This is a genomic window from Verrucomicrobiaceae bacterium (assembly GCA_016713035.1).
In the GTDB taxonomy this organism is placed as follows: Bacteria; Verrucomicrobiota; Verrucomicrobiia; order Verrucomicrobiales; family Verrucomicrobiaceae; genus Prosthecobacter.
The window spans coordinates 481,846-504,803 of sequence record JADJPW010000006.1 but is presented as its reverse complement, the minus strand read 5'-3'; the positions used below and the strand labels follow the sequence as shown (position 1 = coordinate 504,803).

Annotated in this window: 21 protein-coding genes; 8 read left to right on the top strand and 13 right to left on the bottom strand. The window is 59.1% G+C overall.

The window, feature by feature from the left end; genetic code table 11:
• Positions 1–48 precede the first annotated feature (48 nt).
• Complete coding sequence (locus IPK32_19295) at positions 49–1,188, top strand: glycerate kinase (protein ID MBK8094051.1); 1,140 nt, start codon at positions 49–51, stop codon at positions 1,186–1,188.
• Here the strand turns inward: IPK32_19295 and IPK32_19290 are convergent.
• From IPK32_19290 to IPK32_19280, 3 genes are all read right to left on the bottom strand, one after another.
• Positions 1,151–2,107: a hypothetical protein gene (locus IPK32_19290; GenBank protein ID MBK8094050.1), complete on the bottom strand. Its 957-nt coding sequence runs from the start codon at positions 2,105–2,107 to the stop codon at positions 1,151–1,153. The genes IPK32_19295 and IPK32_19290 overlap by 38 nt on opposite strands.
• Before the next feature lie 89 nt (positions 2,108–2,196).
• Positions 2,197–3,114, bottom strand: coding sequence for a D-hexose-6-phosphate mutarotase (locus tag IPK32_19285; GenBank protein MBK8094049.1), 918 nt, complete (start codon positions 3,112–3,114; stop codon positions 2,197–2,199).
• Entirely contained in the window at positions 3,111–3,524 is a 414-nt protein-coding gene (locus tag IPK32_19280) for a cytidine deaminase (GenBank protein ID MBK8094048.1), read from the bottom strand. The genes IPK32_19285 and IPK32_19280 overlap by 4 nt, the downstream gene beginning before the upstream one ends.
• 178 nt (positions 3,525–3,702) lie before the next feature.
• On the opposite strand from IPK32_19280, the gene serC reads away from it, so the two are divergent.
• The 6 genes from serC (at position 3,703) to IPK32_19250 (ending at position 9,967) form a co-directional block, all read left to right on the top strand.
• Positions 3,703–4,794, top strand: coding sequence for a 3-phosphoserine/phosphohydroxythreonine transaminase (serC, locus tag IPK32_19275; GenBank protein ID MBK8094047.1), 1,092 nt, complete (start codon positions 3,703–3,705; stop codon positions 4,792–4,794).
• Between the two features lie 6 nt (positions 4,795–4,800).
• Positions 4,801–5,463: a hypothetical protein gene (locus IPK32_19270; GenBank protein ID MBK8094046.1), complete on the top strand. Its 663-nt coding sequence runs from the start codon at positions 4,801–4,803 to the stop codon at positions 5,461–5,463.
• A 77-nt stretch (positions 5,464–5,540) separates the two neighbouring features.
• The gene (locus tag IPK32_19265) at positions 5,541–6,278 is read left to right on the top strand and encodes an rRNA pseudouridine synthase (protein MBK8094045.1); all 738 of its coding nucleotides are present in this window, start codon (positions 5,541–5,543) and stop codon (positions 6,276–6,278) included.
• Positions 6,279–6,311: 33 nt separating this feature from the next.
• Positions 6,312–6,707, top strand: a complete 396-nt coding sequence (locus IPK32_19260) for a hypothetical protein (protein MBK8094044.1) — start codon at positions 6,312–6,314, stop codon at positions 6,705–6,707.
• Between the two features lie 118 nt (positions 6,708–6,825).
• On the top strand, positions 6,826–7,617 hold the full coding sequence (lpxA, locus tag IPK32_19255) for an acyl-ACP--UDP-N-acetylglucosamine O-acyltransferase (GenBank protein MBK8094043.1): 792 nt from the start codon (positions 6,826–6,828) through the stop codon (positions 7,615–7,617).
• A gap of 106 nt (positions 7,618–7,723) precedes the next feature.
• Positions 7,724–9,967: a heparinase II/III family protein gene (locus IPK32_19250; GenBank protein ID MBK8094042.1), complete on the top strand. Its 2,244-nt coding sequence runs from the start codon at positions 7,724–7,726 to the stop codon at positions 9,965–9,967.
• Positions 9,968–10,345: 378 nt separating this feature from the next.
• Here IPK32_19250 and IPK32_19245 read toward each other — a convergent pair whose 3' ends face one another.
• The 10 genes from IPK32_19245 to IPK32_19200 all read right to left on the bottom strand — a co-directional run bounded on the left by IPK32_19245 (position 10,346) and on the right by IPK32_19200 (position 20,807).
• Positions 10,346–11,086 (bottom strand): GNAT family N-acetyltransferase, encoded by a 741-nt coding sequence (locus IPK32_19245; GenBank protein MBK8094041.1) that lies wholly within the window; start codon positions 11,084–11,086, stop codon positions 10,346–10,348.
• A 30-nt stretch (positions 11,087–11,116) separates the two neighbouring features.
• Positions 11,117–11,749, bottom strand: coding sequence for a DUF1080 domain-containing protein (locus IPK32_19240; protein ID MBK8094040.1), 633 nt, complete (start codon positions 11,747–11,749; stop codon positions 11,117–11,119).
• A 428-nt stretch (positions 11,750–12,177) separates the two neighbouring features.
• Entirely contained in the window at positions 12,178–13,071 is an 894-nt protein-coding gene (locus IPK32_19235; GenBank protein MBK8094039.1) for an ATP-binding protein, read from the bottom strand.
• Positions 13,072–13,114: 43 nt separating this feature from the next.
• Positions 13,115–15,607 (bottom strand): DNA mismatch repair protein MutS, encoded by a 2,493-nt coding sequence (mutS, locus tag IPK32_19230; protein ID MBK8094038.1) that lies wholly within the window; start codon positions 15,605–15,607, stop codon positions 13,115–13,117.
• A 59-nt stretch (positions 15,608–15,666) separates the two neighbouring features.
• Complete coding sequence (gene upp / locus IPK32_19225) at positions 15,667–16,290, bottom strand: uracil phosphoribosyltransferase (protein ID MBK8094037.1); 624 nt, start codon at positions 16,288–16,290, stop codon at positions 15,667–15,669.
• A gap of 111 nt (positions 16,291–16,401) precedes the next feature.
• Complete coding sequence (locus IPK32_19220; protein MBK8094036.1) at positions 16,402–16,890, bottom strand: iron-sulfur cluster assembly scaffold protein; 489 nt, start codon at positions 16,888–16,890, stop codon at positions 16,402–16,404.
• Positions 16,887–17,807 carry a D-alanine--D-alanine ligase gene (locus IPK32_19215; GenBank protein ID MBK8094035.1) on the bottom strand — a complete coding sequence of 307 codons (921 nt, stop codon included), beginning with the start codon at positions 17,805–17,807 and terminating at the stop codon, positions 16,887–16,889. Before IPK32_19215 ends, IPK32_19220 begins: the two co-directional genes overlap by 4 nt.
• An 80-nt stretch (positions 17,808–17,887) precedes the next feature.
• The gene (locus tag IPK32_19210) at positions 17,888–19,039 is read right to left on the bottom strand and encodes a polymer-forming cytoskeletal protein (GenBank protein ID MBK8094034.1); all 1,152 of its coding nucleotides are present in this window, start codon (positions 19,037–19,039) and stop codon (positions 17,888–17,890) included.
• A 21-nt stretch (positions 19,040–19,060) separates the two neighbouring features.
• Complete coding sequence (locus tag IPK32_19205; GenBank protein ID MBK8094033.1) at positions 19,061–19,417, bottom strand: polymer-forming cytoskeletal protein; 357 nt, start codon at positions 19,415–19,417, stop codon at positions 19,061–19,063.
• Positions 19,418–19,724: 307 nt separating this feature from the next.
• Positions 19,725–20,807, bottom strand: a complete 1,083-nt coding sequence (locus IPK32_19200) for an SPFH domain-containing protein (GenBank protein ID MBK8094032.1) — start codon at positions 20,805–20,807, stop codon at positions 19,725–19,727.
• 213 nt (positions 20,808–21,020) lie between these two features.
• Between IPK32_19200 and nagB the strand changes: the two genes are divergently transcribed.
• Positions 21,021–22,907: a glucosamine-6-phosphate deaminase gene (gene nagB, locus IPK32_19195; protein MBK8094031.1), complete on the top strand. Its 1,887-nt coding sequence runs from the start codon at positions 21,021–21,023 to the stop codon at positions 22,905–22,907.
• The last annotated feature ends 51 nt before the right edge of the window (positions 22,908–22,958 follow it).

Below are 22,958 nucleotides of genomic sequence, written 5' to 3'. Positions count from 1 at the left end.
ACACACCCGGCCTTGGCAGCGGCCCCTGGCGGCGCATCATTCTGCCCAATGCGCATCCTCATCGCCCCAGACAAGTTCAAAGGCTCCCTCTCGGCCGCGAGAGTAGCCTCCATCGTCGCCACGGAGCTACGCGGCGTATTTCCTGACTGGGAGGTGGATCTATGCCCCATCGCCGATGGGGGTGAGGGCACCGCAGAGGCCCTCACCACGGCCCATAATGGCACCTGGGTGCAAATTCCCACCCGCGACGCTCAAAATCGCCCCCTCGTCGCCCAGTATGGACTCACCCAGGAAAATGGCCGCCTCCAGGCCGTCATGGAAATGAGCGCCGCCAGTGGCCTCGCCCTCGTCAGCGACCTACCACTCTCCCCCAGCACCGCTAGCACCTATGGCACAGGCTTGATGATGCTCGATGCCATCGAGCGTGGCGCTAGCCGCATCCTCATCGGCATCGGCGGCAGCGCCACCAATGACGCCGGCACCGGCATGGCCGCAGCACTCGGTTTTCGCTTCCTCGATGGAAATGGCCGCGATCTCGAAAAACTGCCCGCAGACCTCCTCCGGCTCAAACACATCCTCCCACCCGCCAAGTGGCCTGTGGACGTGCTCGTCGCCTGTGACGTCACCAATCCCCTCCTCGGCCCCGAGGGCTGCACACGCATCTACGGCCCCCAAAAAGGCATCCACGACTTCGAGTGGTTCGAGAGTCGCCTCCAGCACCTCACATCCGTCGTCCAGCGTGATCTAGGGCTCAATCCAGCGGAAATTCCAGGTGCAGGAGCCGCTGGCGGTCTCGGCTACGGCTTGATGACCTTTTGCGGCGCACGACTCGTCAGTGGTTTCGACTTGATCGCCGACCTCACCGATCTGCGCCCCCGCATCGCTGCCGCGGACCTCGTCATCACTGGCGAAGGCCGCCTCGATGCCCAGACCCTGCACGGCAAAGGCCCCATGGGTGTCGCAAAACTCGCCCACCAACTGCAAAAACCCATCATCGGCATCGCCGGACTCATCGAGGCACGCGATCAGCTCGCCCCCCACTTCAGCTCACTCATTCAGGTCAAACCAGACGCCTTACCCGTAGCCGAAGCCATCCAGCGCGGGCCGGAACTGCTCGCCGAGGCCGTGCGCACACAGCTCGTCGCTGCGATCAAGGCCTGCTCATCTGCTTCAAAGCCTCCGCTTTGAGCTTCTGGATACTTTTGTCCCCCTCTGCGATGAGCGGATCGAACATCGGGATCTCTTTAGCGTTCTGGCCTTGCTCATGTTTACGGAATCCGAAGAGGTAGGTCTCATTCTGCGGACGCCAGCGATTGAAGAACAGCGTATCCTTCGCCAGCACAGCCACACGCAGACTCTCGATGGCCGTCGGTGGCGCATCTGCCGCCTTCAGCCCCAGTCCGATCACCAGCTTCTCCCCCATCTTCTCATATCCTTCACGGGTGTAATGCACCCCATTCTCGGTGAGCAGCTTCGCCGTCGAGCCCGGTTTTGGTAGCCCGCCCATCAGCTCAAAAAGATCGAGAAAGGCCGTGTTCTGCGCCAAGGAGAACTTCCGCAGTGCATCACGCAGGCTGGAGAGATTTTTATTCTCCGTCGTCAGATCAGGCAACGGCGGGGGCAGGTTCTCCAGCGGCGGCGGAGCCACCACGACCACACGCACGCCAGGGGATTTCGCCCGGAGCATCTCGATGAGGCTGCGATAGCCACTGAGGAAGTCCGGCAGTCCCACTAGCTTCTCAAAAGCCAACTCAGAGCCGTAACACAGCATCACTACCGTCGGCTTCAGCATCTCGATATGTCCGCTGAGGCGCTGCAGACCCTCCTCCGGTGGCCCGAAATACGACCGCGCATGCCCAAAGACCGTATCCCCACTCCACGCGAGATTTCGCACACTCACCTTCACATCCCCCAGCGCTAGCGCCAGCCGTGGCTCAAAGGATGCGTAGCGCTGCTCACGCTCAAACACCGTGTTGCCGATCAGCACCAGCCGGTCGCCATCTTTGAACTCGATGGTATTTGAATTCTCCGCCACAGGCGGTGCAGCATCCTGCGCAAAAAGCACGCCCGTCACCGCGAGAAAAAGAGAACACAAAGTGGATTTCATATCGAAGCCCCAGGTATGCCCGCTCCGCCCGTACCGGTCAAGAAGGAGCTTCTGTGTCCAACGACAAGCTTTGCCCAAAGAGGCACCGATCAGGCAAATAGGCCACTCTCCGGCAGCATCGGCTCTGGCAGAGCCTCCTCCTTCAGTGAGCGGACACAAATGCGTGTGAAAAGCAGGTGTGACTCATCTGGAGCCAGTGTGATGCTATCCTCACCTGCATTGGTCGTCTCGACGCAGACAAACTCTGGATACGCATCATCCGGCAGATCTGCCAGGCGTGTGGACTTCTCGATCCAGGGATTCCACACCACCGTGCTCAGACTACCACTCTTCTCGATCCGCAGTTCACGGGCCATGACCGGATCATTCACGATCACCGTGGCATCACTGGCATATAGACGATCCACCTCCTGATCGATGAGCACCGGGCCACTCTGAGGTCGTTTTTCCGGCGAAAGTCGCCCCTCGACATACTGAGTCCCGTGCAAGCCGTGCAGACTGATCTGCCGCACATCACCGACGATGAAGTAACTATGCAGCGCCCCCGTGAAGCTCCACGGCCTGCGATCCGTATTGGTCAGCTCCAGCGCCACCTCTAGCTCCAGCCCCATGCTGATGAAAAGACGTGCCTCAAAGGAAAACGGCCACATCTCACGTGACTCCGATGAATCTGCGATCCGCAGCACCAGATCGACACGCTCCGGCGTCTCCCGCACCCGATCCAGCTCCCACATTTGAGTGCGGACAAAGCCGTGCGCAGGCTTGGCGCTATCCGCATGCGGCCCGAACCACGGCCAGCACACAGGGATACCCCCACGGATTGGCTTCCCATGTTCTAAAACCGCCTGCGGACTCATATAGAGCACCGGATCACTATGCGCAGGCATCCACTCCAGCACATGGCCACCATGCAGCGCGATCCGCCCCGTCGCCTCCCGGTGCTGTACCTCAATGATGGGATAATTTTCGTGATGATCGATGATTTGGACGCTGGGGGGCAATTTCATAGCTGGAAGGCGGAAGGAAGGAGTTCGGCGATGGATTTGGACACGAGACCACCATTTTGAAAAAAAGCGACCTCGCTCTCAGCCTGTGAAAATTCTGCGATCACCTGCCGACACGCACCACAAGGCGGGAACTCATGCCCTAGCGCGATCACCGCGAGCTGCGCGATGCGCATCCCCTGCCCCTCAGCCGACACGGCAGCGAAAACAGCATTCCGCTCCGCACAGATCGTCAGACCGTAACTAGCATTTTCCACATTGCAGCCCACATAGAGACCTCCGGCCACCGTCCGCAGCGCGCACCCCACTTGGAAACGCGAGTACGGCGCATAAGCCCGCGCCGCCACGACACGAGCACGATCCATCAGAGCATTCAGATCATCCATATCCGCAGTCTTCGCGAGCAGCGCCATTCTGCAATCCAAGAAAGCATGCCAAACTACAGTGCTTTGCAATAAACGGCGCGGGGGGGGCAAAATATCGAGTTAGCGCCTTAACTGAGCGGCGTTGAGCAGTATTTGAGTTTCTCTACTTATGCGGTTTCCCCATAAGGTATTTGTAAATGCCTTGTACAGCACTCTAGTTGAGCGAATGCGCTTTTCTCACAATTTTTCCGCAGGCCCAGGGGCACTGCCCCTTTCCGTCCTGGAAACTACAAGGGAGGCACTTCACGAAATCCCCGAAGCAGGCGTTTCCATTCTCGGCATCAGCCATCGTTCCACTTGGTTCCGCGATGTCGTCGCAGAAGCAGAGGATCATTTTCGGCAGTTACTCAATCTGCCCGACAATTATCACGTCCTTTTCCTCCAAGGAGGTGGAACCCAACAATTCAGCCAGGTGCCCATGACTCTCTTGCGCGGGGCCACTACTCCGGCCGAATACCTGCACACCGGCTACTGGAGCGGGAAGTCGATTCCCGAGGCCCAACGCGAAGGCCCCGTCAAGGTGCTTTGGTCCGGCGAATCCGAAGGATTCCGCCGACTGCCCACGGACACTGAATTGGCGGCATCCCCCGACAGCACGTATTTCCATTACATCTCGAACGAAACGGTGGAGGGCATGCAGTTTCACCGCACTCTCGGTCACGACAGCGTCCTGCGAGTCTGCGACATGTCTTCGGACTTTCTGAGCCGTCCGGTGGATCCCCAGCGCTTCGCTATCCTCTACGCCCACGCCCAGAAAAACCTCGGTCCAGCCGGTGTCACCGTCGTGCTGGTGCGGGACGACATCGTGCAGGCCACTCCGCATGGACTTCCTTCCATGCTGGATTACCGCCTGCATGCGGCTGCGCACAGCATCTACAACACACCGCCTGTTTTTGCGATTTATGTGACCATGCTGGTGGCCCGTTGGTTAAAGCAGGACATCGGTGGACTGGAGCGCATGGCCGAGATCAACCAGGCCAAAGCAAAGCTGCTCTACGATGTGATTGATGGCAGCGAAGGATTTTATTCGGGACGTGCGGCTGCCGGAGACAGGTCCTTGATGAATGTGGTCTTCAATCTTTCCACTCACGACATGGAACAGGAGTTCACCCATGCCGCGGCAAAGCTCGGCATCTGTGGTTTGGAAGGACACAGGTCCATCGGCGGCCTGCGTGCTTCCATCTACAATGCGGTGACGCTCGATTCTGCCCAAACCCTGGCCTGCTTCATGCAGGATTTTTCGCGGGACAAAACCTAACTTACCGTGGCTAGCAGCGCCAAATCCGAACGCAAGTCCCGCCGCCTGAACGCCAGTGATCCAGCGGTGCGCGAGTCCTTTGAGCAGTTTTTTTACCGTGGTTTTGAGCACGCGACCCACAACAGGCTGATCCAGACCCTCTGGGAATGGGATACGCCCAATCGCCGACTCCGCACCCGTGTGCCCTATGAAGACCAAATGATCTGGGGACGCTATACGGGAGAGCGTTTCGACGCCGGGGTCGCCGTCAACGTCAAGCTCAGGGAACTGCAAAGCGCCGCTTTTGGGTTTAAGGTCCCGCCAGAATTGGCACCCTATGCAGCGAAGGGGCAAGTCTGCGAGTTCTTGGCCCTATTTGTCATCCAGGGGCATTCGCTGCCGGGAATCCTCGACTTTTGGAAGGAAGTTTTCGCAGAACTCCGCGCCGAGGGTTTCACCCATGCCCTAGCCACCACCGCCACCAAGATCCTGCCTCTCTACCGCCGCATCGGGGCCATGGTGATCGATGAAGCGGTCATCCAAGGCGAAGCGCGTCATTTTCTACTTTTCGACCTGTCTCGCACCACTAGCTCTGCCATACAAGAATCTCGCAGACAGGATGCGCCGGAGCTTTCCCCAGCTTCCAACCAGGCTCCACCTGCCACTGGCCGGGAAGAAGCCCTGCCCTAATCCGACCAGGAGCTGGCGCTGCAACGGATCCATTTGCAGGTGGTATTTCACCCCTTCCAGGGCGAGATGAGCGGCACATGCCTCCACCCACCCCTGTCCGCACCGGCCTAGCTCGTGCCATGTCCAAGCTGGGCTACTGCTCCCGCAGCCGAGCCTCCGAACTCATCCGAACGGGCAAAGTCAGCGTGAACCGCACCGTGCGCAAAAATCCGGAGTTCCCCGTGCTGCTCGGAAAAGACGTCATCGTCATGGATGACGTCAGTATCAATCAAGCCCCACGTATCTACGTCATGCTCAACAAGCCCCATGGCCTCATCACCAGCGCCTCCGATGAGCAGGGGCGTGAGACCGTTTTTTCGTGCTTTGAGCACTCTCGCCTTCCCCACCTCTCACCCGTTGGTCGCTTGGATAAGGCCAGTGAAGGCCTGCTGCTCTTCACCAACGACAACGCCTGGGCAGACACCATCACCAATCCCGATACGCATCTGCATAAAACCTACCATGTGCACGTCAGCGGCACCGTGGATGCCAAACGCCTCGCACAGCTCCAAAGAGGCATCGATGACGAAGGCGAGCACCTCAGCGCCAAAGACGTGAAAATCCTCCGCACCGGTGAAAAGAACACCTGGCTCGAATTCACCCTCGATGAAGGCCGCAACCGACACATCCGCCGCATGCTCGAGGTATTTGGCATCGAGGTGCTGCGGCTCGTCCGTGTGAAAATTGGTTCCTTAGCACTGGGAAACCTCCCCAAAGGCCAATGGCGCGAGCTCACCAAGCACGAAGTGCTGAGAACACGCGAGCCCCAGCCTTAACACACCACCACGGCCTAGGGCATCGGGCGCATCATGCGTGGAAGAGACTTCATCATCAATGCCCTCATCGCCCCACCACCGGACCATCCATTGTGGTTGGAGCTCATGAGCCGCATGGTCTCAGACTACCGACCTCGTCGCTGCCTCGAATTTCATGCGACTTATGTCATCCGCATGGCCATAGCCAAACTAGATGCTGCGGTGGAGGCTTATTCCCTCGACCATGACGACATCACAGTGCTTTCGCATGAGGCCTTTTACGCATCACCACCCGCAGAGCGCCTCCCGGAAAACCGCCGCCGCCTCGGACTCCTTTGCCATTCATCACTACGAGGACTCTTGGTTCTCCCCTCTGGGCAAAACTTTCAATTCCTGCCTCCACGCCTTGCAGCGCTTGAAGCAAAAACTGACCTTCCACACAGCGCCTGAGCGAAGCCCTGGGTGAAGTCTTCGGCGTCCGCACGGTTCGTTTTGGTGGGAATCGGGGGAACTCTGCCCGCAAAGAGGCCGTTTGCTAATGGTCACTAGCTCGCCCATGGAGTGCGACATGATTCATGCCACCGCACTGATCGATCCGCTCGCTCAAATCGACTCCAGTGTCTGCATCGGGGCCTATGCCTTGATCGAGGGGCCGGTCAAACTCGCGGCCGGTGTCGTCATCGGGGCGCATGCGCATGTGCTGGGGGACACCACCATCGGCAGCGGCACCCGCATCGGGCGGGCGACGATCATTGGCGAACTGCCGCAGGATTTGTCCTTTGATCCCGCCACGCTTAGCAGCGTCCTCATTGGCACCAACAATGTGATCCGGGAGCAATGCACCATCCACCGTGGCTCCAAGCCCGGCAGCAGCACCCAGATCGGCGATGACAATTTCATCATGGCCAACGTCCACTTCGCCCATGATGTGCAGGTGGGGAATCACAACGCCGTGGCCAATGCCGTGCTTTTCGCTGGTCACACACATCTGGGCAGCCACTGCTTCGTCGGCGGTGGAGCGGGCTTTCATCAGTTCATCCGCATTGGCGACTTTTCTCTGGTGCAGGGCCATAGCAGCATCAGCAAGGACGTGCCGCCCTACAGCTCCGTGAACCGACTGAACCGCATGTCCGGTCTCAATGTGATCGGCCTGAAGCGCCAGGGCTTCACCGCCGCCGACCGCGCCGCCATCAAGCGCCTGTTTCATCTACTCTTCTGCTCCGGCAGAAACCTCACCCAGGCCCTCGCCGAGGCCGCCACCCACGAATGGCCGGAAAAAGCCGCCCACCTGCTCGCCTTCATCCAATCCCCCAGCAAAAAAGGCATCTGCTCCGTGACGCATCGTGATAGGGAGGCTTGAGGGCGGCCAAACCGCCTCATGCAGCTTTGCTCCGCGCGGCTGGATATTCACTCTTGACCATGCGGGTGGTGCGAGAGCATCTGCGGGGCGTCTTTCGACCTCTTCCATGAAGCTTTGCCAACTTCCCGCCTTCCTCCTTGCTAGTTATTTCATCGTCGGAACGTCGTTGGCCCAGCTTGCGGAGGAATATCGTCAGTGGACCAACACGGCGGGCAAGGCAATCGAGGCCACGCTGGTCTCCGTGGATACCGCCGCACGCAGCGTGAAGATCAAGATGAGGAGCGGCATGGAATACGATGTGCCGATCGCCAGTCTGAGCCCGGCGGACTTGGAGTATGCGAAGACACGCTACGCGGCGATGCAGGCCGCTGCGCCTGCATCTGGAGAAGGCGCGGGAAAGACCGCGCCGCCGCGGCCTCAGATCACCGTTTTGCCTGCCGCCAAGTTCAAGGCACCGTCGGCGAATGATTACCTCAGCGGCATCGCGAAGGTACGCCCGCGTCTGATCCAAAACGCGGCCGGCTGGGCGGCGATCAAGAATCAAATCACCCAGGATCCCGCGCTGACCAGGCTCATGGCCGCGCTCAAAGCCTCCGGCGAGGATTTGCTCAAAGATCCCGAGCTAAACCGCATCAACGGCGAAGGTGACTCAGGCGAGGGCTCTCGCGCCATCTATCGCATGGCCCTGCTCGCCGCACTGCAACATGGCGATGGCGATCTGAAATGGAAGGATCGTGCCGTGCGCGAACTCATCCTGCTTTGCGACAAGACGAACTTCCGTGACTGGCATCCCGCCGATGCCGGGTCCGTCTCCGACATGGTGATCGCCGTCACGCTCGGCTACGACTGGTTTCGCGATGGCCTCAATGCCAAGCAAGCAGAGGACATTCGCGCCTTCCTTCGCCAGAAGGGCGTGGACGCGCTGATCGCCCACATCCAGGACAAGCCCGTGCCACCCACGGCCTTTGCCACCGCACCGGAAGGCAGTGACGCCAACCCTGAAGCGCCCGCGACGAAGAACGCGGCTCCGGTGACTCGGCAAAAGATGCGCATTGCCTCCGCGCTCATGCTGAATGCCATCGGCTTTGTCGATGATGACCCGAAAATGGCCAAGGACTCGGCCAATGCCGCTGCGAAGGTCTTTGGTGAAGGCCTTTTGCGCTTTGCCCCCGCTGGCATCTGGCCGGAGGGCATCGCGGCGGGTGATGCCGTGATGGATTACGCCGCGATGGTGATCCAGTCGCTCCGCAGTTCCTCAGGCAAGGACTTTGGCCTCAGCATGCTGGAAGGCATTCCGCAGTTGGGTCTGGCCCGCTTGCACCTTTACGGCCCCACCGGGCAGCCCTTCAATCTCCGTGCGGATGCGGCCGGTGACGGCCTCCGTCCTTGGATCACCACCTGGCTGGCCGGTCTGCATGGCAATCCGGGCATCCCGGCCTTTGATGCGGGTGACAAGATGGCTGTCGATACGGCTTACTTCAGCGGAGTGGGCCATTATCTTTACTACCATTCACAGGCCGCGATCAACGGCACACCGGAGGCCTTCGATTTCGCCACCGCAGGCGGCATGGCTGCCACCGTGCGTAGCGGCTGGGGCGGAGATGACCTCTACATCGCCATCAAGGGCGGAGACAATCGCGACCCACATGCCCAGCTCGATATCGGCACCTTCGTGCTTGATGCCGGTGGCATCCGTTGGGGTCAGGAACTCGGCGTGGAGAATGGTTTCGACGGCAGTGTGGCGCTCGCGCCCGAGGACCGCCGGAAGCGCTACGACCATTTCCTCGAAGGCACGCGGGGCCAGAGCACGCTCACTTTTGGAGGTGCCAACCAAGACCTCGATGCGCGTGCCAGCGTGCTCGTCACCCAATCGACCCCCGACGCCGGACTCGCCATCATCGACATGACCAAGGCCTATCCAAAGGATGCCCAACAGGTGCATCGCGGCATCAGGGTTGTGCGGGGTGCCTCGCCCTACCTCGTCATCCAGGACGATCTCACCGTCAAAAAGACCCAACCACTCGTCTGGAGCATGCAGACCAGGGACATCGAGATCACGGTGGATGGCCCCACCGCCACTCTGAAGCAGGGCGACCGGCAGCTCATCGCCACCATCGTCTCTCCGAAAGGCGCCACCTTCAGCGCGGAGGCGCCTCCTCCACCCCTCGACCCGGAGAACGGGCGCAAGCTCGGCAAAGCGACCCCTGACGTCGAAGGCGAGAACGTCCAAACGCTCAAGGCCACCGTCTCTGCTGCCAGCGGCAACGTCAGCCTCTGCATCACCTTCACCCTGGGACCTGCTGCTCCCGCGCACAGCCACAAGCCGATCAGCGATTGGGTGAAGAAGTAGAGAGGGCGAAATTGATGCTCAAACTCGATCTAAAGCCCAAACCAGTGCCGCTAGGGACAAGAAGGTTACACCGCGAGAGATAGGATAACCGCAGAGAAATCCATTTCAAAACTCATCTCTGCGGTTATCCCAACTCTGCGGTGTTGCCTCTTCTGGGGGCCTAGGCTCGGCAAGGCCATCCGCCATGGCGACCCCATCAATTGTGGCTTTGAGTGTGTTTGTCAGACAGTTGCAGCCTGACCCCGTTTCCCGCAAGGTGAGCCGAGGGCTCTCGCGGCCCCTGAAGTCGCCCGAAACGAGATCACGCATAAGCGAATCAGGCGCTGTGTTCCTCTCGCGGAGCGACAGGACTACTTTGCTTCGCCAAATCAAAAAACTTCATGTTCTGAGGGGCGGAATCGGTTGGCAGCCTTCCTTCCGGAGGAACTCAACGATCTGGGTGAGATGCTCAGGATGCAACGAGACTCCTGCCATTGGATGCGCCTTGCCATCTTCTGAATACCAAAGGCCGAACTGTTTAAAACCAAACCGTTCGTAGTAGCCGACGGATGCCTCGACAGCGCATATCTTGATACAAATCCCCGGAGGAACCTCAAACCTTGCCAGCCGAGATAGAAGAAGCAATCGGCCAATGCCCTGCCTTTGATAATCGGGGTGGATCAAACCGTAGCACAGCCATGCTTCGTCTTTCGTTTGCGAGTGTCCGCCACAAGCGACGACACGACCGTCGAGTTCAACCACCAACATCGACTGGTCCTCTTTAGTGAGTCGTTCTTCATAATCTTTTTCTACTTCGGTCGGAAAGCGGCCTGGAGCGTTCAGGCGGTATATCTCCATACAGGTCATGGAGTCACCCTGCTCCCAACCACGAACCTTGAACCCCTTTGGCAGCGGCTCTGCTGTGAGTTTTTCGACTTCGACATTCGGAAGAATGATGGGAGAAATCAGTCGCCAGCGCGAGAGCTTGTTGAAGATGGCTTGCTGGACCCGCGCTGCCCTGCCCTGACGCAGAAAACTGTTTCGCAGATAATTCTCCGCCAAAGTATGCAAAAAAACAAAAAACAGCGCTCCATAGATGAAGGGCTGTGGTCCGTCCCAAAAGCTGTTCGCAGCACCCATGTCTTGTCTAAATAAGCTGGGCTATGCGGGCTACTTCAGCTCCTTGATCCTCACTTTGCGATACCACACACGCAGCGCCTCGTCCTGGAAGGCGATGTGGCCGAGGTTGGGGCGGTCGGCCATATTCATAGCCTCCAGCGTGGTGTCGATGATCTGTTCGCCGTTGAAGACGACCTTCACGCTGCGGCCTTGGACGGTGATGGTGTAGCGATTCCACTCACCGGCGGGTTTGACCATGTTCTTCGAGGGGCCGGTGCCGTGGACAATGCCGCCGCAGTCGTGGTGGCCGGGCTTGGCGAGGCCGTAGGTATCGAGGATCTGCACCTCGAAGCCGCTTTTGACATGGTCCTTCAAATTGCCTACACGCATGAAGACGCCGCTGTTGCCCTTGGCGTTGATCTTGAACTCCAGGTCGAGCACGAAGTCGCCATACTGCTTTTCGGTCGAAAGGTAGGCGGCATAGCGCTGCCAGCCTTTTTCGCCTTCACGCGGATGCAGCGAGATGCTGCCATCGGACTCGACGAGCCAGTTCCCGGTCGTTTTCCAGCCGGTGAGGTCCTTACCATTGAAAAGCGACACAAAGCCCGCGTCATCAGCCGCCGGGTGCTGGGCGAGAACGGAGGTGGTGACGAGCAGGAGGCAGAGCTGAGCGAGATTTTTCATCGGCAACAAGAACGAGGCCGGACGCAGGAGTCTTCCTGTCAAAGAAGCCCTGATGAAGCACCACCGAGAGAATCCCTCTAACCATGCCCCGAATATGTTTCGATCACCCACAAGGCGTCTCCCGCAGCAAGATTGAAATTCAAGCAGCCTTGGGTTTCGGTGCTCTACGGTGCTCCAATCTGCGGTGTATCTCACCGCCGTTGGAAAGCGGCTGGCTCGCCGTGGATCACCCGCCCCTCCACCACGGCGACACGCGGATCCAGCCTCCGCGCCGTCCGCACCTGCACCCAGCCCACACGCCACCACCACAAGCCCGCGCCCGAGCAGGAAAACGAGGATGAGGAGCGGTTGGTCTGGGTTGTCAGACAGTTGCAGCCTGACGTCATTTCCAGGTCATGATTCAAAATGGGCGATATTGATATCTCCTCCTATTGCCAATCTAGTTCAGCAGCCTTGAGTGACTTCTTCAGGACGACTTTGGGCGACTGGTCGGCGAAAATGGTGATGGTTATTTCGTCGTTACTTGGTGGTGGAGTGGGCGTGATCGTCAGTGGAATCGAAAATTTAAGCGAATGAGTCACCTCAGAATGAGGAAACAGAGGCGAAGAGCGTGCATTGTCGATGCGCAGTTCGTGAAAGTACAGTCCTTCTTCAATCGCAAAAAAACCTTTTTCTGGACTGAAGTAGTATCCACCTGAAAGCCGACCGGGGATTTTCAGCGTGACGCAGTAGTGCTCAGCCATGATGCCACTTTCATTCTTCACTTTGAGAACGACACGACTCTCATTTCGATGACCAAATTCAGCAAGAACAAGGATCGAAGCATTCAGGACGGGATTGCAGATTCTGTTCATTACTTCGCGAATCTCGTAATCCTCCATCGCTGTCCGCTCGAAGTTGCGTCGTCTGTAATATCTCAAATCTAACGCTTGGTGCGCAGTTTCTCCCTGCGGAATGACGACAACATAAACCATACCTAGTCTCGGTTGTTCAACTGGGATTGGGATGATCTCAAGGCCGGTTATCCTCGGCTGTATGCCGCCAATTACCTGGTCCAGCCATTCTTTGGAAAACTGAGTATGGTCGATGGGGTCGATACTTTCCGGAAGATGTCGTTTGTCTGGCTTCGTGTGTTCCCTGATACCAAATATGATCATTCCACCTGCGGCGTTCGCGAATGCCGAAACGTCCTTGGTAATCTCCTGCTTTTTTCCATCAGTTCTTTGTAGCGCATCGGCTGCTTTGTAATCCAAGCGCGAGTTTTCTTCGATGCCCTCAAGAATAAGAGCCTGAAGTTCCTGTTCTGATCGTGGAGCCTGCATATTGGATGCTAGTTTTCGGCAAAGAGTGCCATTCTTTACGTCTTTACCCAAACAAACTCATCTGCCCCGCGTCCTCATCGCTGCGCGGCTTCTTCCTCGTCTTCGCGGGCACGCTGGTTGCCACGGGGACTTCTTTGACGCTTTCGGCGGGCTGGTGGCCGGATTCGAGTTGGTGGAGGACTTCTTTGGCTCTCGTGATGACGTTCTCGGGGAGGCCGGCGAGGCGGGCGACTTGGATGCCGTAGCTTTTTTCGGCGGAGCCGGGGAGGATCTTGTGGAGGAAGATGATCTGCTGGTTCCACTCCTTCACGGCGACGTTGTAGTTCTTCACGGCGCTGCGGCTTTGGGCGAGCGCGGTGATTTCGTGGTAGTGGGTGGCGAAGAGGCAGCGGGCACCGATGTGATCGTGCAGGTGCTCGGCGACGCTCCAGGCGATGCTGAGGCCGTCGAAGGTGCTCGTGCCGCGGCCGATCTCGTCGAGGATGACGAGGCTGCGCTCGGTGGCGTTGTTGAGGATGAGCGAGGTCTCGTTCATCTCGACCATGAAGGTGGACTGGCCGCGTGCGATGTCGTCGCTGGCACCGATGCGGGTGAAGATGCGATCAACGAGGCCGATCTCGGCGCTGGCGGCGGGGAGGAAGCTGCCGATCTGCGCCATGAGCGTCAAAAGAGCGGTCATGCGCAGGTAGGTGCTCTTACCGGCCATGTTCGGGCCGGTGATGAGGATGAGGCGGCTTTCCTCGGGCTCGAGCGTGATGTCGTTTGGCACGAAGCGCTCGCCGCTCGTCAGATTCTGATCGAGCACGGGATGGCGGCCGTCGCGGATGAAGAGGTTGCGCGTTTCGTTGAGGACGGGGCGGGTGTAATTGAAGAGGCGAGCGGTTTCGGCGAGTGAGCAGAGCGAATCGAGCACGGCGATGGCTTCGGCAGTTTCCTGGATGTGCGCGAGGTGATCGAGCACACGACCGCGCAGCTCGATGAACTGCTCGTATTCGAGCGCTTTGCTGCGCTCCTCGCTGCCGAGGATCTTGTCCTCCATGCGCTTCAGCTCATCGGTGATGTAGCGCTCGCCATTGACGGTGGTTTGCTTGCGGTGGTAGTCGGCGGGCACGCTGCCGACGTTGGCCTTGGTGATCTCGATGAAGTAACCGAAGACGGCGTTGTATTTGATCTTGAGGCTCTTGATGCCGGTGCGCTCGATCTCACGCGCCTGCAAATCCGCGATCCACTGGCGGCCGAGCGTGGAGGCAGCGCGGAGTTCATCGAGCGCGGGGAGATAGCCCTCGCGGAAAACGCCGCCTTCTTTGATCTGCATGGGCGGCTCGTCGCAGATGGCGCGTTGGATTTCCTGGCAGATGGGCGTGAGGTCGTGGAGGCGGGAAAGGAGATAGGTCGTATAGGAAGTGTGCGACCTATTGGACTCATGGAGGATGACTTTGAGTGAAGGCACGACTTCCAAAGAGACGGCCAATGCCTGCAAATCGCGGCCATTGCCGCTGCCTTGGCTCAGGCGGGAGCTGGTGCGCTCCAGATCGCGCACTTCTTTGAGGAGGGTGCGCAGTTGGCTGAGGAGCATGGGCTCGTCGATGAAGGCGGCGAGCATGTCCTGGCGCTGGGTGAGGGCATCGAGATCGCGGAGGGGATGAAGGACCCAATGGCGGAGCTTGCGGGCACCCATGGGGGTGCAGGTGCGGTCGAGGGCGCTCAAAAGGGTGTGCGCATTGCCGCCACGGGCGCTGACGAGCTCCAGGTGGCTCTGGCTAGCGGCGTCGATGAGCACGACGTCGTTGGTTTGGCCGACGCGGAGGCGCTGGATGTGCTCGACGCTGCGGCGTAGCTGGAATTGCAGGTATTGCATTACGGCTCCAGCGGCGGAGAGGGCTGCGTGCATGTCGGCGCAGCCGAAGCCATCGAGTGATTGCACTTTGAAGTGCTGGGTGAGGCTGTGCTGGGCCTGGTCGAGCAAAAAGAGGTAACTCTCCACGGCGAGGGCGGCAGCGGGAGAGCCGAGCTGGTCGATCAAATCACGCTGGTCATCGCTGTAGAGGAGCTCGCTAGGCTGGAGGCCCTCGAGTTCGTCGGCGAGCTGGGTGCTGTCTTTGAATTCGGCGATTTCGAATTCGCCGGTGGTGTGATCGACGTAGGCGAGGCCGAGTTTGCGGCTTTTGGCGTTGCGGAAGACTGCGGCGAGGTAGTTGGGCCGATTGGAGTCGAGGAGGTTGATGTCGTTGATGGTGCCTGCGCTGAGGATTTGCGAGATGGCACGCTCGACGATTTTTCCAGGCACCGGATCGCTGGTCTGCTCGCCGATGGCGACGCGTTTACCGGCCTTGATGAGCTTGGCGATGTAGCCCTGGGAGGAGTGATGGGGGACGCCGCACATGGGGACGCCGTTGCGCTTGGTGAGGGCGACATTGAGGATGGGGGAGGCGACTTTGGCGTCCTCAAAGAAAAGCTCGTAGAAATCACCGAGGCGGAAAAAGAGCAGCACGTCCTCTGGAAGCTCACGCCGCATGGCGAGGTATTGCTTCATCATCGGTGTGGTGGCGGCGTCGGACATTTTGGATTTCTGATTTTAGATTTCTGATTTCGGGATCAGGTGCCGAAGTAGCGGTCACCGGCGTCGCCTAGGCCGGGGACGATGTAGTTTTTCTCATTGAGGCCATCGTCGATGGCTGCGGTGATGATCTGGACGTCTGGGTGGGCTTTCTGGAGGGTGGCGATGCCCTCAGGGCAACTGACGACACAAATGAGGACGATGCGGCTGGCACCTGCGGCTTTGAGCTGATTGATGGCCTCGATGGCGCTGCCACCGGTGGCGAGCATGGGATCAAGGAGGAAGACTTGGGCATCGGTGATGCCGGGAGGTAGATTCGTGTAGTAGGGGCGGGGTTGCGCGGTTTCTTCGTCTCGCTTGATGCCGACGTGAGCGACGATGGCGTCTGGGATGAGGGAGTGGATGCCATCGAGCAGGCCGAGCCCGGCACGGAGGATGGGGACGAGGACCATGGGGCGAGCGAGTCGCACGCCATCGGTCTCTTGGAGCGGGGTGAGCACGCGCACGGGCTCGGTGGCTAGATCACGGGTGGCTTCGAGGAAAAGGATGCGCCCGAGGAGATTGAGCTGACGCCGGAAGCGGTGCGGAGGCGTGGCGACGTCTCGCATGATGGTGAGATGTCTGCGAGCGAGCGGATGGGTGACGACGATGACGGGCTGCATGAAACGCACGGTGGCTGCTTTCGCGTGAGTGGCAAAGTTTTCTCTCAGCGCCGCAAAATGGCCATCCGGTGACAATGCATGTGGCGGGTGTGGCGCGGCCCATTTGTGGCCTCAGGTGCCGGAGAAGACGATTTTGACTTTGCCGGCGCTTTTTCCGGCTTCGGCGAGGGAGTCGGCCAACATGGCTCCGAGTGGCGCGGGCGGCTGAGTGGCCGTGGGGAGTGCCTGAGGGTGGTTTTCTGCCTGGAGCGCGGCTTTGAGAGCACCTTCGACCATCTGACCACAGTGGATTTTCATCGGTGGGAGGGCACCGAGGGGCTTGCTGAGGTCATCGGCTTTCAGGGTGAGGGCTTCCTCGCGTGTCTTGCCGCGAATGAGCTCGGTAGCGAGGCTGGCGACAGCGATAGCGGTCTGGCAGCCGAAGCTCTGGAAGGTGGCTTTGTCGATGACGCGGCGACCATCCTTATCGCGGTATTTGATCCACATGCGGACCATGTCACCGCAGTCGGGGCTACCGACGGTGCCGACGGCGTCTGCATCGCTCATTTCGCCGAGGTTCTGAGTGGAGGCGAGAGCCTGCTGGAGGGCGTCTTCGTTCATGGCCGTGCGGCGAGGGAGAGCTCGATGATGCGAGCGCAGAGTTGGGCAAAGTCGATGCCGACAGCGGCGGCGGCTTTGGGCAGTAGTGAGCTGCTGGTCATGCCGGGGATGGTATTGATCTCGAGGACAAAGGGCTCACTGTCGCTGTCACGCAGCATGACATCGACTCGGCCATAAACCTCCGTGCCGCAGGAGCGGAAGGCGGCGAGGGCGGCGTCCTGGATTTTCTGGGTGACGGCAGCGCTGAACGGCGCGGGGCAATGGTAGAGGGTTTTGCCTTTGCCGGTCATCCAGGGGTATTTGTTGTTCATGTCGTAAAAGCCGTCCACGGGCTCGATGTGGATGACGGGGAGGACTTGGTCACCGAGGATGCCAATGGTGAGCTCCTTTCCAGCGACGTAGTCTTCGATGAGGGTGTGGGAGCCGAATTTCCGTGCGTCTTCGATGGCGGAGTCGAACTCACTTTGATGATAACAAATGTGGACACCGACGCTGCTGCCTTCACGCGGTGGTTTGACGACGAGGGGGAAGCTGATGGCGAGTTTTTCACTGCCATCGAGCGGATAGAGCTGGGAGCGCGGAGTGGGGACACCTGCGGCGATGAATTTGTCTTTGCTGAGGCCTTTATCAAAAGCGATGCGGCTGCTCTGCACCCCTGCCCCGGTGTAGCGGATGCCGCGCTGTTCCAGGATGGCCTGGAGCTGGCCATCTTCGCCGAAGGTGCCGTGGATGAGGTTCATGGCGATGAAGGTGTCCTCTGGGACGCTGAAGTCAGGGCCGTGGACATCGACGTCGATGACCTGGGCACCGAGAGTGGCGAGTGCGTAGGAGACGCTTTCGGCGGTTTTGAGGGAGACTTCGCGTTCGGAGCCGGGGCCGCCTTTGAGGACGGCGATTTTTTTATCGGAGAGGTCGATCATGGTGTGGAGAAAAAGGATGTGGCTAGGGGCCGAGGCGGGCTATCCAGACTGCGCATTGGCAGAGGATGAGCGGCTCATCAAGCGGTGGCTTTTGGCCGCACGATGTTCATAGCCCCATTGAGCTCGCCACCGGGCTCGATGGAGACCGCACGGGCGGTGACATCGCCATTGACGGCACCATTGGTGCCGATGAGGACGGGGCCGCTGCTGTAAATGGTGGCAGTGATGCGGGAATGGATCTCGACTTCAGCAGCGTGGACAGGATTTTTAAAGACGATGTCTGCTCCGCGCTCAATGATGAGGCGGTGGCAGCGTACTTCCCCGATGATGGTGCCACTGGACTTGAAGACGGCATCACCGAGGCAATGGACATTGGCCTCGAACAGGCCCTGGCAGCGCAAATCACGACAATGCACCTCGCTAGCGGTGAGATGGCCGCGTTTTCGGATGATGACATCGCCGCGAGTCTTGATGGACTGCGAGGAGTTCATATTGATCTCCACGTCCTCGAGAGAGATGTAGGCTCCGCAGGATGGACAGTTGGCACTACGAGCACTGCGACCTGTTTTGAAGCTGTGACGGCACTCAAAGCACTCCACGTCCTTGAAGTACTGGTTCCGGTACATGCCGAGATCCTTCATTTTTTGAAGCGAACTGGCGGAAAGTGGCGCGGGAGCCGCCGTGGGAGGCGGGGAGTTCGAGCTGGCGCGGCGTTCAGGCTCCGGCTCGGAGGGCGGATCTTCGTTTTTGAGCACGAAGGGCTCTTCAGCGACTGGTGCTGGCTCGGGGGCAGTGGGAGCCGGTGTAGCGATGGGAGCTGGGGCCGCAGCGGGTTGGACCTTATTCTTTAAAAAGGCTCCGAAACCATCTGCGGCGGATAAATCAGCATCACGATCCTCTTCGCTCGCAGGCTCTGGGAGCGAGATGAGGCTTTTTTTCTCGACGGGCGGTGGAGGAGGCGGCGCGGTGGCGGCGCGTGCGGCAGCAATGGCTGGCGCGGGCTCCGGGCTATCCCAGTCGCCATAGCCAGCTCCAGAGCGACTGGCTTGGGATGCAGAGACCTTCCCTTTTTTGATGGTCAGGTGGACGCCGCACTTTTTGCAAAAGGAGGAAACGACGAGGCGCGGCTCATACTGAGCCGCGCCGCATGACGGACACACCACTTCGATCTGATTCTTCGGAGGAGTGGGTAGAATGCTGGACTTCGGAGTGAAAAACCGTCCGAACACTCGTGGGGCAAGGGAGAGAGGTTATGGTTTTGGACCGCCCGCGACTTTCGCGTCGGGTTTTTTGCCCACGGAGGACTGACCCATGAATGTGGCACCTTCTTCGATGGAGAGAGTGCCAGCAGCGATGTCACCGACGAGGATGGCATTGCTCTTGAGCTCGCAGCGCTCGGCGACAGTGATGTTGCCTTCCACTTTACCGAAAATGATGACAGTGCGGGTTTTGACCTCGCCCTTGATGATGGCGTTTTCGCCGATCGTCAGGCTGCCGTCTGAGATGACTTCACCTTCGATCTTACCGTCGATGATGAGGTCATGAGAGAATTTGATGGAGCCTTTGATCTCGACGTCATTGGCCAGGACGTTTTTGCTGGTGTTCATTGTGGGAGCGGAATAAGCGCGTGGGGGTTGTGCAGTGGGAGCGGGTGCGGCGGAGAGGATGGGTGCGCGCTCGGCGGCCGCGGGGGCCGGAGCGGGAGCAGGTGCAGCCTCGACGCGTTTGGCGTCCTTTTGCCCTTCAGATTGTCCGATGATTTGCCTGAGCATGAGACCAAAAGTATAGGTGGCCCGTCCATAGAGTGTCAATGACGGCGTTGTTTATTTTCTGTCTGAAGTTTATAAAAAGAAAACCGCGTCCTCCCATAGGTGGACGCGGTGTGGAAAAGGCGATGAAAGGGTGGTTTGCGGCTTATTTGGCCAAAAACTCGTCCAGCGCGGCTTTGGTGATGCGGAATTGGGTTCCGATCTTCTTGGCCTTGATGTCTCCTGCCTCAATGGTGGCGATGACGTCTGCCTCGGAGACGCCCAGGGTCTGAGCGACCTGTGCGGGCGTGAGGATGTCTCCGCCGACAGGTGCTGCGGCGACTGGGGCGGCACCAGGGAGCGGCGGTGGAGTCGCGGCTCCTGCGGCGGGGTTCATGTTGAATGCCCCCTGTGCCATCATCTGCTGCGCCATGCCAAAGCCCATGGAGATCTCTGCTGCGGCGCTAGCGGGGCTGTTGCCGCCTTTGGCCATGCCCTCAGCCATCTGGAACTTCACGTAGTCGTTGAGATTGCCGATGGCTCCCATGCTGCTGCGTTTGTCGATGGCCTGCTCGACCTCCGGTGGCACGCTGGCGTTTTCCAGCAGGAAGCTGGTGATCTCAATGCCGTATTTGCTCTGCGTTGCGGGATTGATGAGCGGTAGCAGTGCCTCTCCGAGCTCTGAGTAGCGGGTAGCGAGGTCTAGCACAGGCACCTTGGCGCTGGCGAGTGCATCAGTGAAGACGCTGACGATGCGGCTGCGCATGGTATCGGCGAATTCATCCAGGCGGAAGTGGTGGTCGCTACCGGCGACTTCTTTGAGGAAGATCTTCGGATCAGTGATCTTGAAGTCGAAGGTGCCAAAGGCACGCACCCGCACAATGCCGAAGTCCTGATCACGCATCATGATGGGATTGCTGGTGCCCCATTTGTTGCCGGTGAAGAGGCGTGTGGTGACGTAGTAGATGTCTGCTTTGAAGGGGGACTCAAAGCCGTACTTCCAGCCCTTCAGCGTGGAGAGGATAGGGATGTTATCGGTGATGAGGTCGTGCTTGCCAGGACCGAACGTGTCACCGAACTGGCCTAGATAGACAAACTGAGCCACCTGGGACTCCCGCACGATGAGCTGGGCACCGCGCTTGATTTCCTTGTCCTCATCAGGGAAACGCCAGGAAAGCGTGTCGCGTGAGTCATCCGTCCATTGGATGATTTCCAGAAACTGTCCTTTGAGGTAATCCATGAGGCCCATAATCGTGTATGTGAGTTAAGTTGGTTTGAGGTGTGCGCTAGGTCGCGCGCGGACAGAGTAGAGAGGTCGTTTCCTTTTGGCGAGGGCAAATCATGCGTGATTTTTACAACCGCTCCCGATTGAGCGTCCTGAAATGCATCCGAGGCCCAATAGCTGCTACGGCGGGCACTTTGAACCTTGAATTTGTCGCTAAAACCTTGAACATCGACCACCATGTCACGCTCACCTGCCGAAGCCTTCGAGAAAGTCCCCTCCCTCATTTTCCCTGATTCCGCTACGGCGGCGAAAACACTGGCCCAGGAGATCAAGGACCTCCTCACCTTGCGCAATGCGGCTGGAAAGCCCGTCGTGCTGGGCATGGCCACAGGTTCCACTCCCGTGCCATTTTACCGTGAGCTCATCCGTCTGCACAAGGAAGAGGGACTGAGCTTTAAAAATGTCATCACGTTTAATCTCGATGAGTACTTCGGCCTCTCGGCGGAACATCCAGAAAGCTACGCACGCTTCATGGCGGAGCAGCTCTTTGACCACATCGACATCCCCAAAGCCAACATCAACATCCCTAGCGGCACACTGCGAAGCGATCAGGTCTTCACCCATTGCCGCGACTACGAGCAGAAGATCGACTCCCTGGGCGGAATCGACCTGCAAATCCTCGGTATCGGCCGCACGGGCCACATCGGCTTCAATGAGCCTGGCTCCAGCCGTGACTCACTCACTCGCCGCATCACGCTCGATCGCGTGACTCGTCAGGATGCCGCCAGCGACTTCCGTGGGGAGCAAAATGTGCCGCATTTCGCTATCACGATGGGTGTCGGCACGATCTTGAGAGCGAAAAAGCTCGTCCTCATGGCCTGGGGAGAAAATAAGGCCGGAGTCGTCGCCAAAGCCGTCGAAGGCCCGATGACGGAAGCTGTCTCTGCCTCCTTCCTCCAAGACCATGCCGACGCACGGTTTTTCATCGACACGGGAGCCTCCCGCGAGCTGACCCGGGTGAAGCTACCCTGGCTCACCGGCACACCTGTATCCTGGACACCGCGTGAGACGCGGCGTGCCATGGTCTGGCAAGCATTCCAGACCAAGAGGCCCATCTTAAAGCTCATCGACGAGCACTACAATGAGCACGGCCTCAGTGACCTCCTCAGTGAGCAAGGGCCGTCTTATCAGCTCAATATCCGCATCTTTAACCAGCTCCAGCACACCATCACGGGCTGGCCTGGTGGCAAGCCGGACGAGGACGACACCTACCGCCCCGAGCGTGCCAGACCGTATCCAAAGCGCTGCCTCGTGCTCTCTCCAGAGCCGCAGGACGCCATCGTCGGCATGGGCGGCACCATCGACCGCCTCATCGAGCAAGGGCACGAGGTCCGCCTCATCTCTCTCACCAGCGGGAGCCTACGTGTGCCAGATAGCGAGGCAGATAAATTTGCCGAGACACTCCTCCAACTCGCCTCCAATGCGAACAATGCGGGCGATTGGAAAGCCCAAGTCGCGTATGCAAAAGACGCTCTCTCACAGCTCGAAGCCAAAGGCGAATTCGGCGAGGACACCCCGCTGCTGCGCCAGCTCAAGAGTCTCATCCTACGCGGTGAACTGCGTGATGCCGCGCACACTCTGGGCCTTGCCAATGACCACATTATCTTTGCCGACTTACCCTTTTATGAAGCAGGGCGCTACCGCCGCTTCAAAAGCACCCAGGCGGATGTCGATGCGCTCAAGAAGCTGCTCGATGAGCACAAGCCACATCAGATTTATCTCACCGGCGACGCAGCAGACCCCAGTAGCGTCAGCGGCATCACCTTCCGCCTCCTGCTTTCCGCGCTAAAAGCCTGCTCCCATGAGGAATTCGCGGGAGCATGCAGTCTATGGCTCTACCGTGGCAAAGAGCGAGCTCTGGAGCCCCATGAGATCGACATGGCCGTGCCGATGAGCCCTCTCCAGATGGAAAAGAAGCAAAACGCCCTCGGGCGCTTCGCCGCACTCAGCAGCCTCGAAAAAGAAGCACCAGAGACCAATCGAGAAAATGCTCATCATTACGACTCTCTCGGATTGGCCGAGTATGAGGCCATTGAGGCCTTTCAGCGCTGGCGGAGGGCCTGAAGCACGGATGCTCGAGTTATCTCATATTGCCCCCAGACTGCTCTCTTTTGA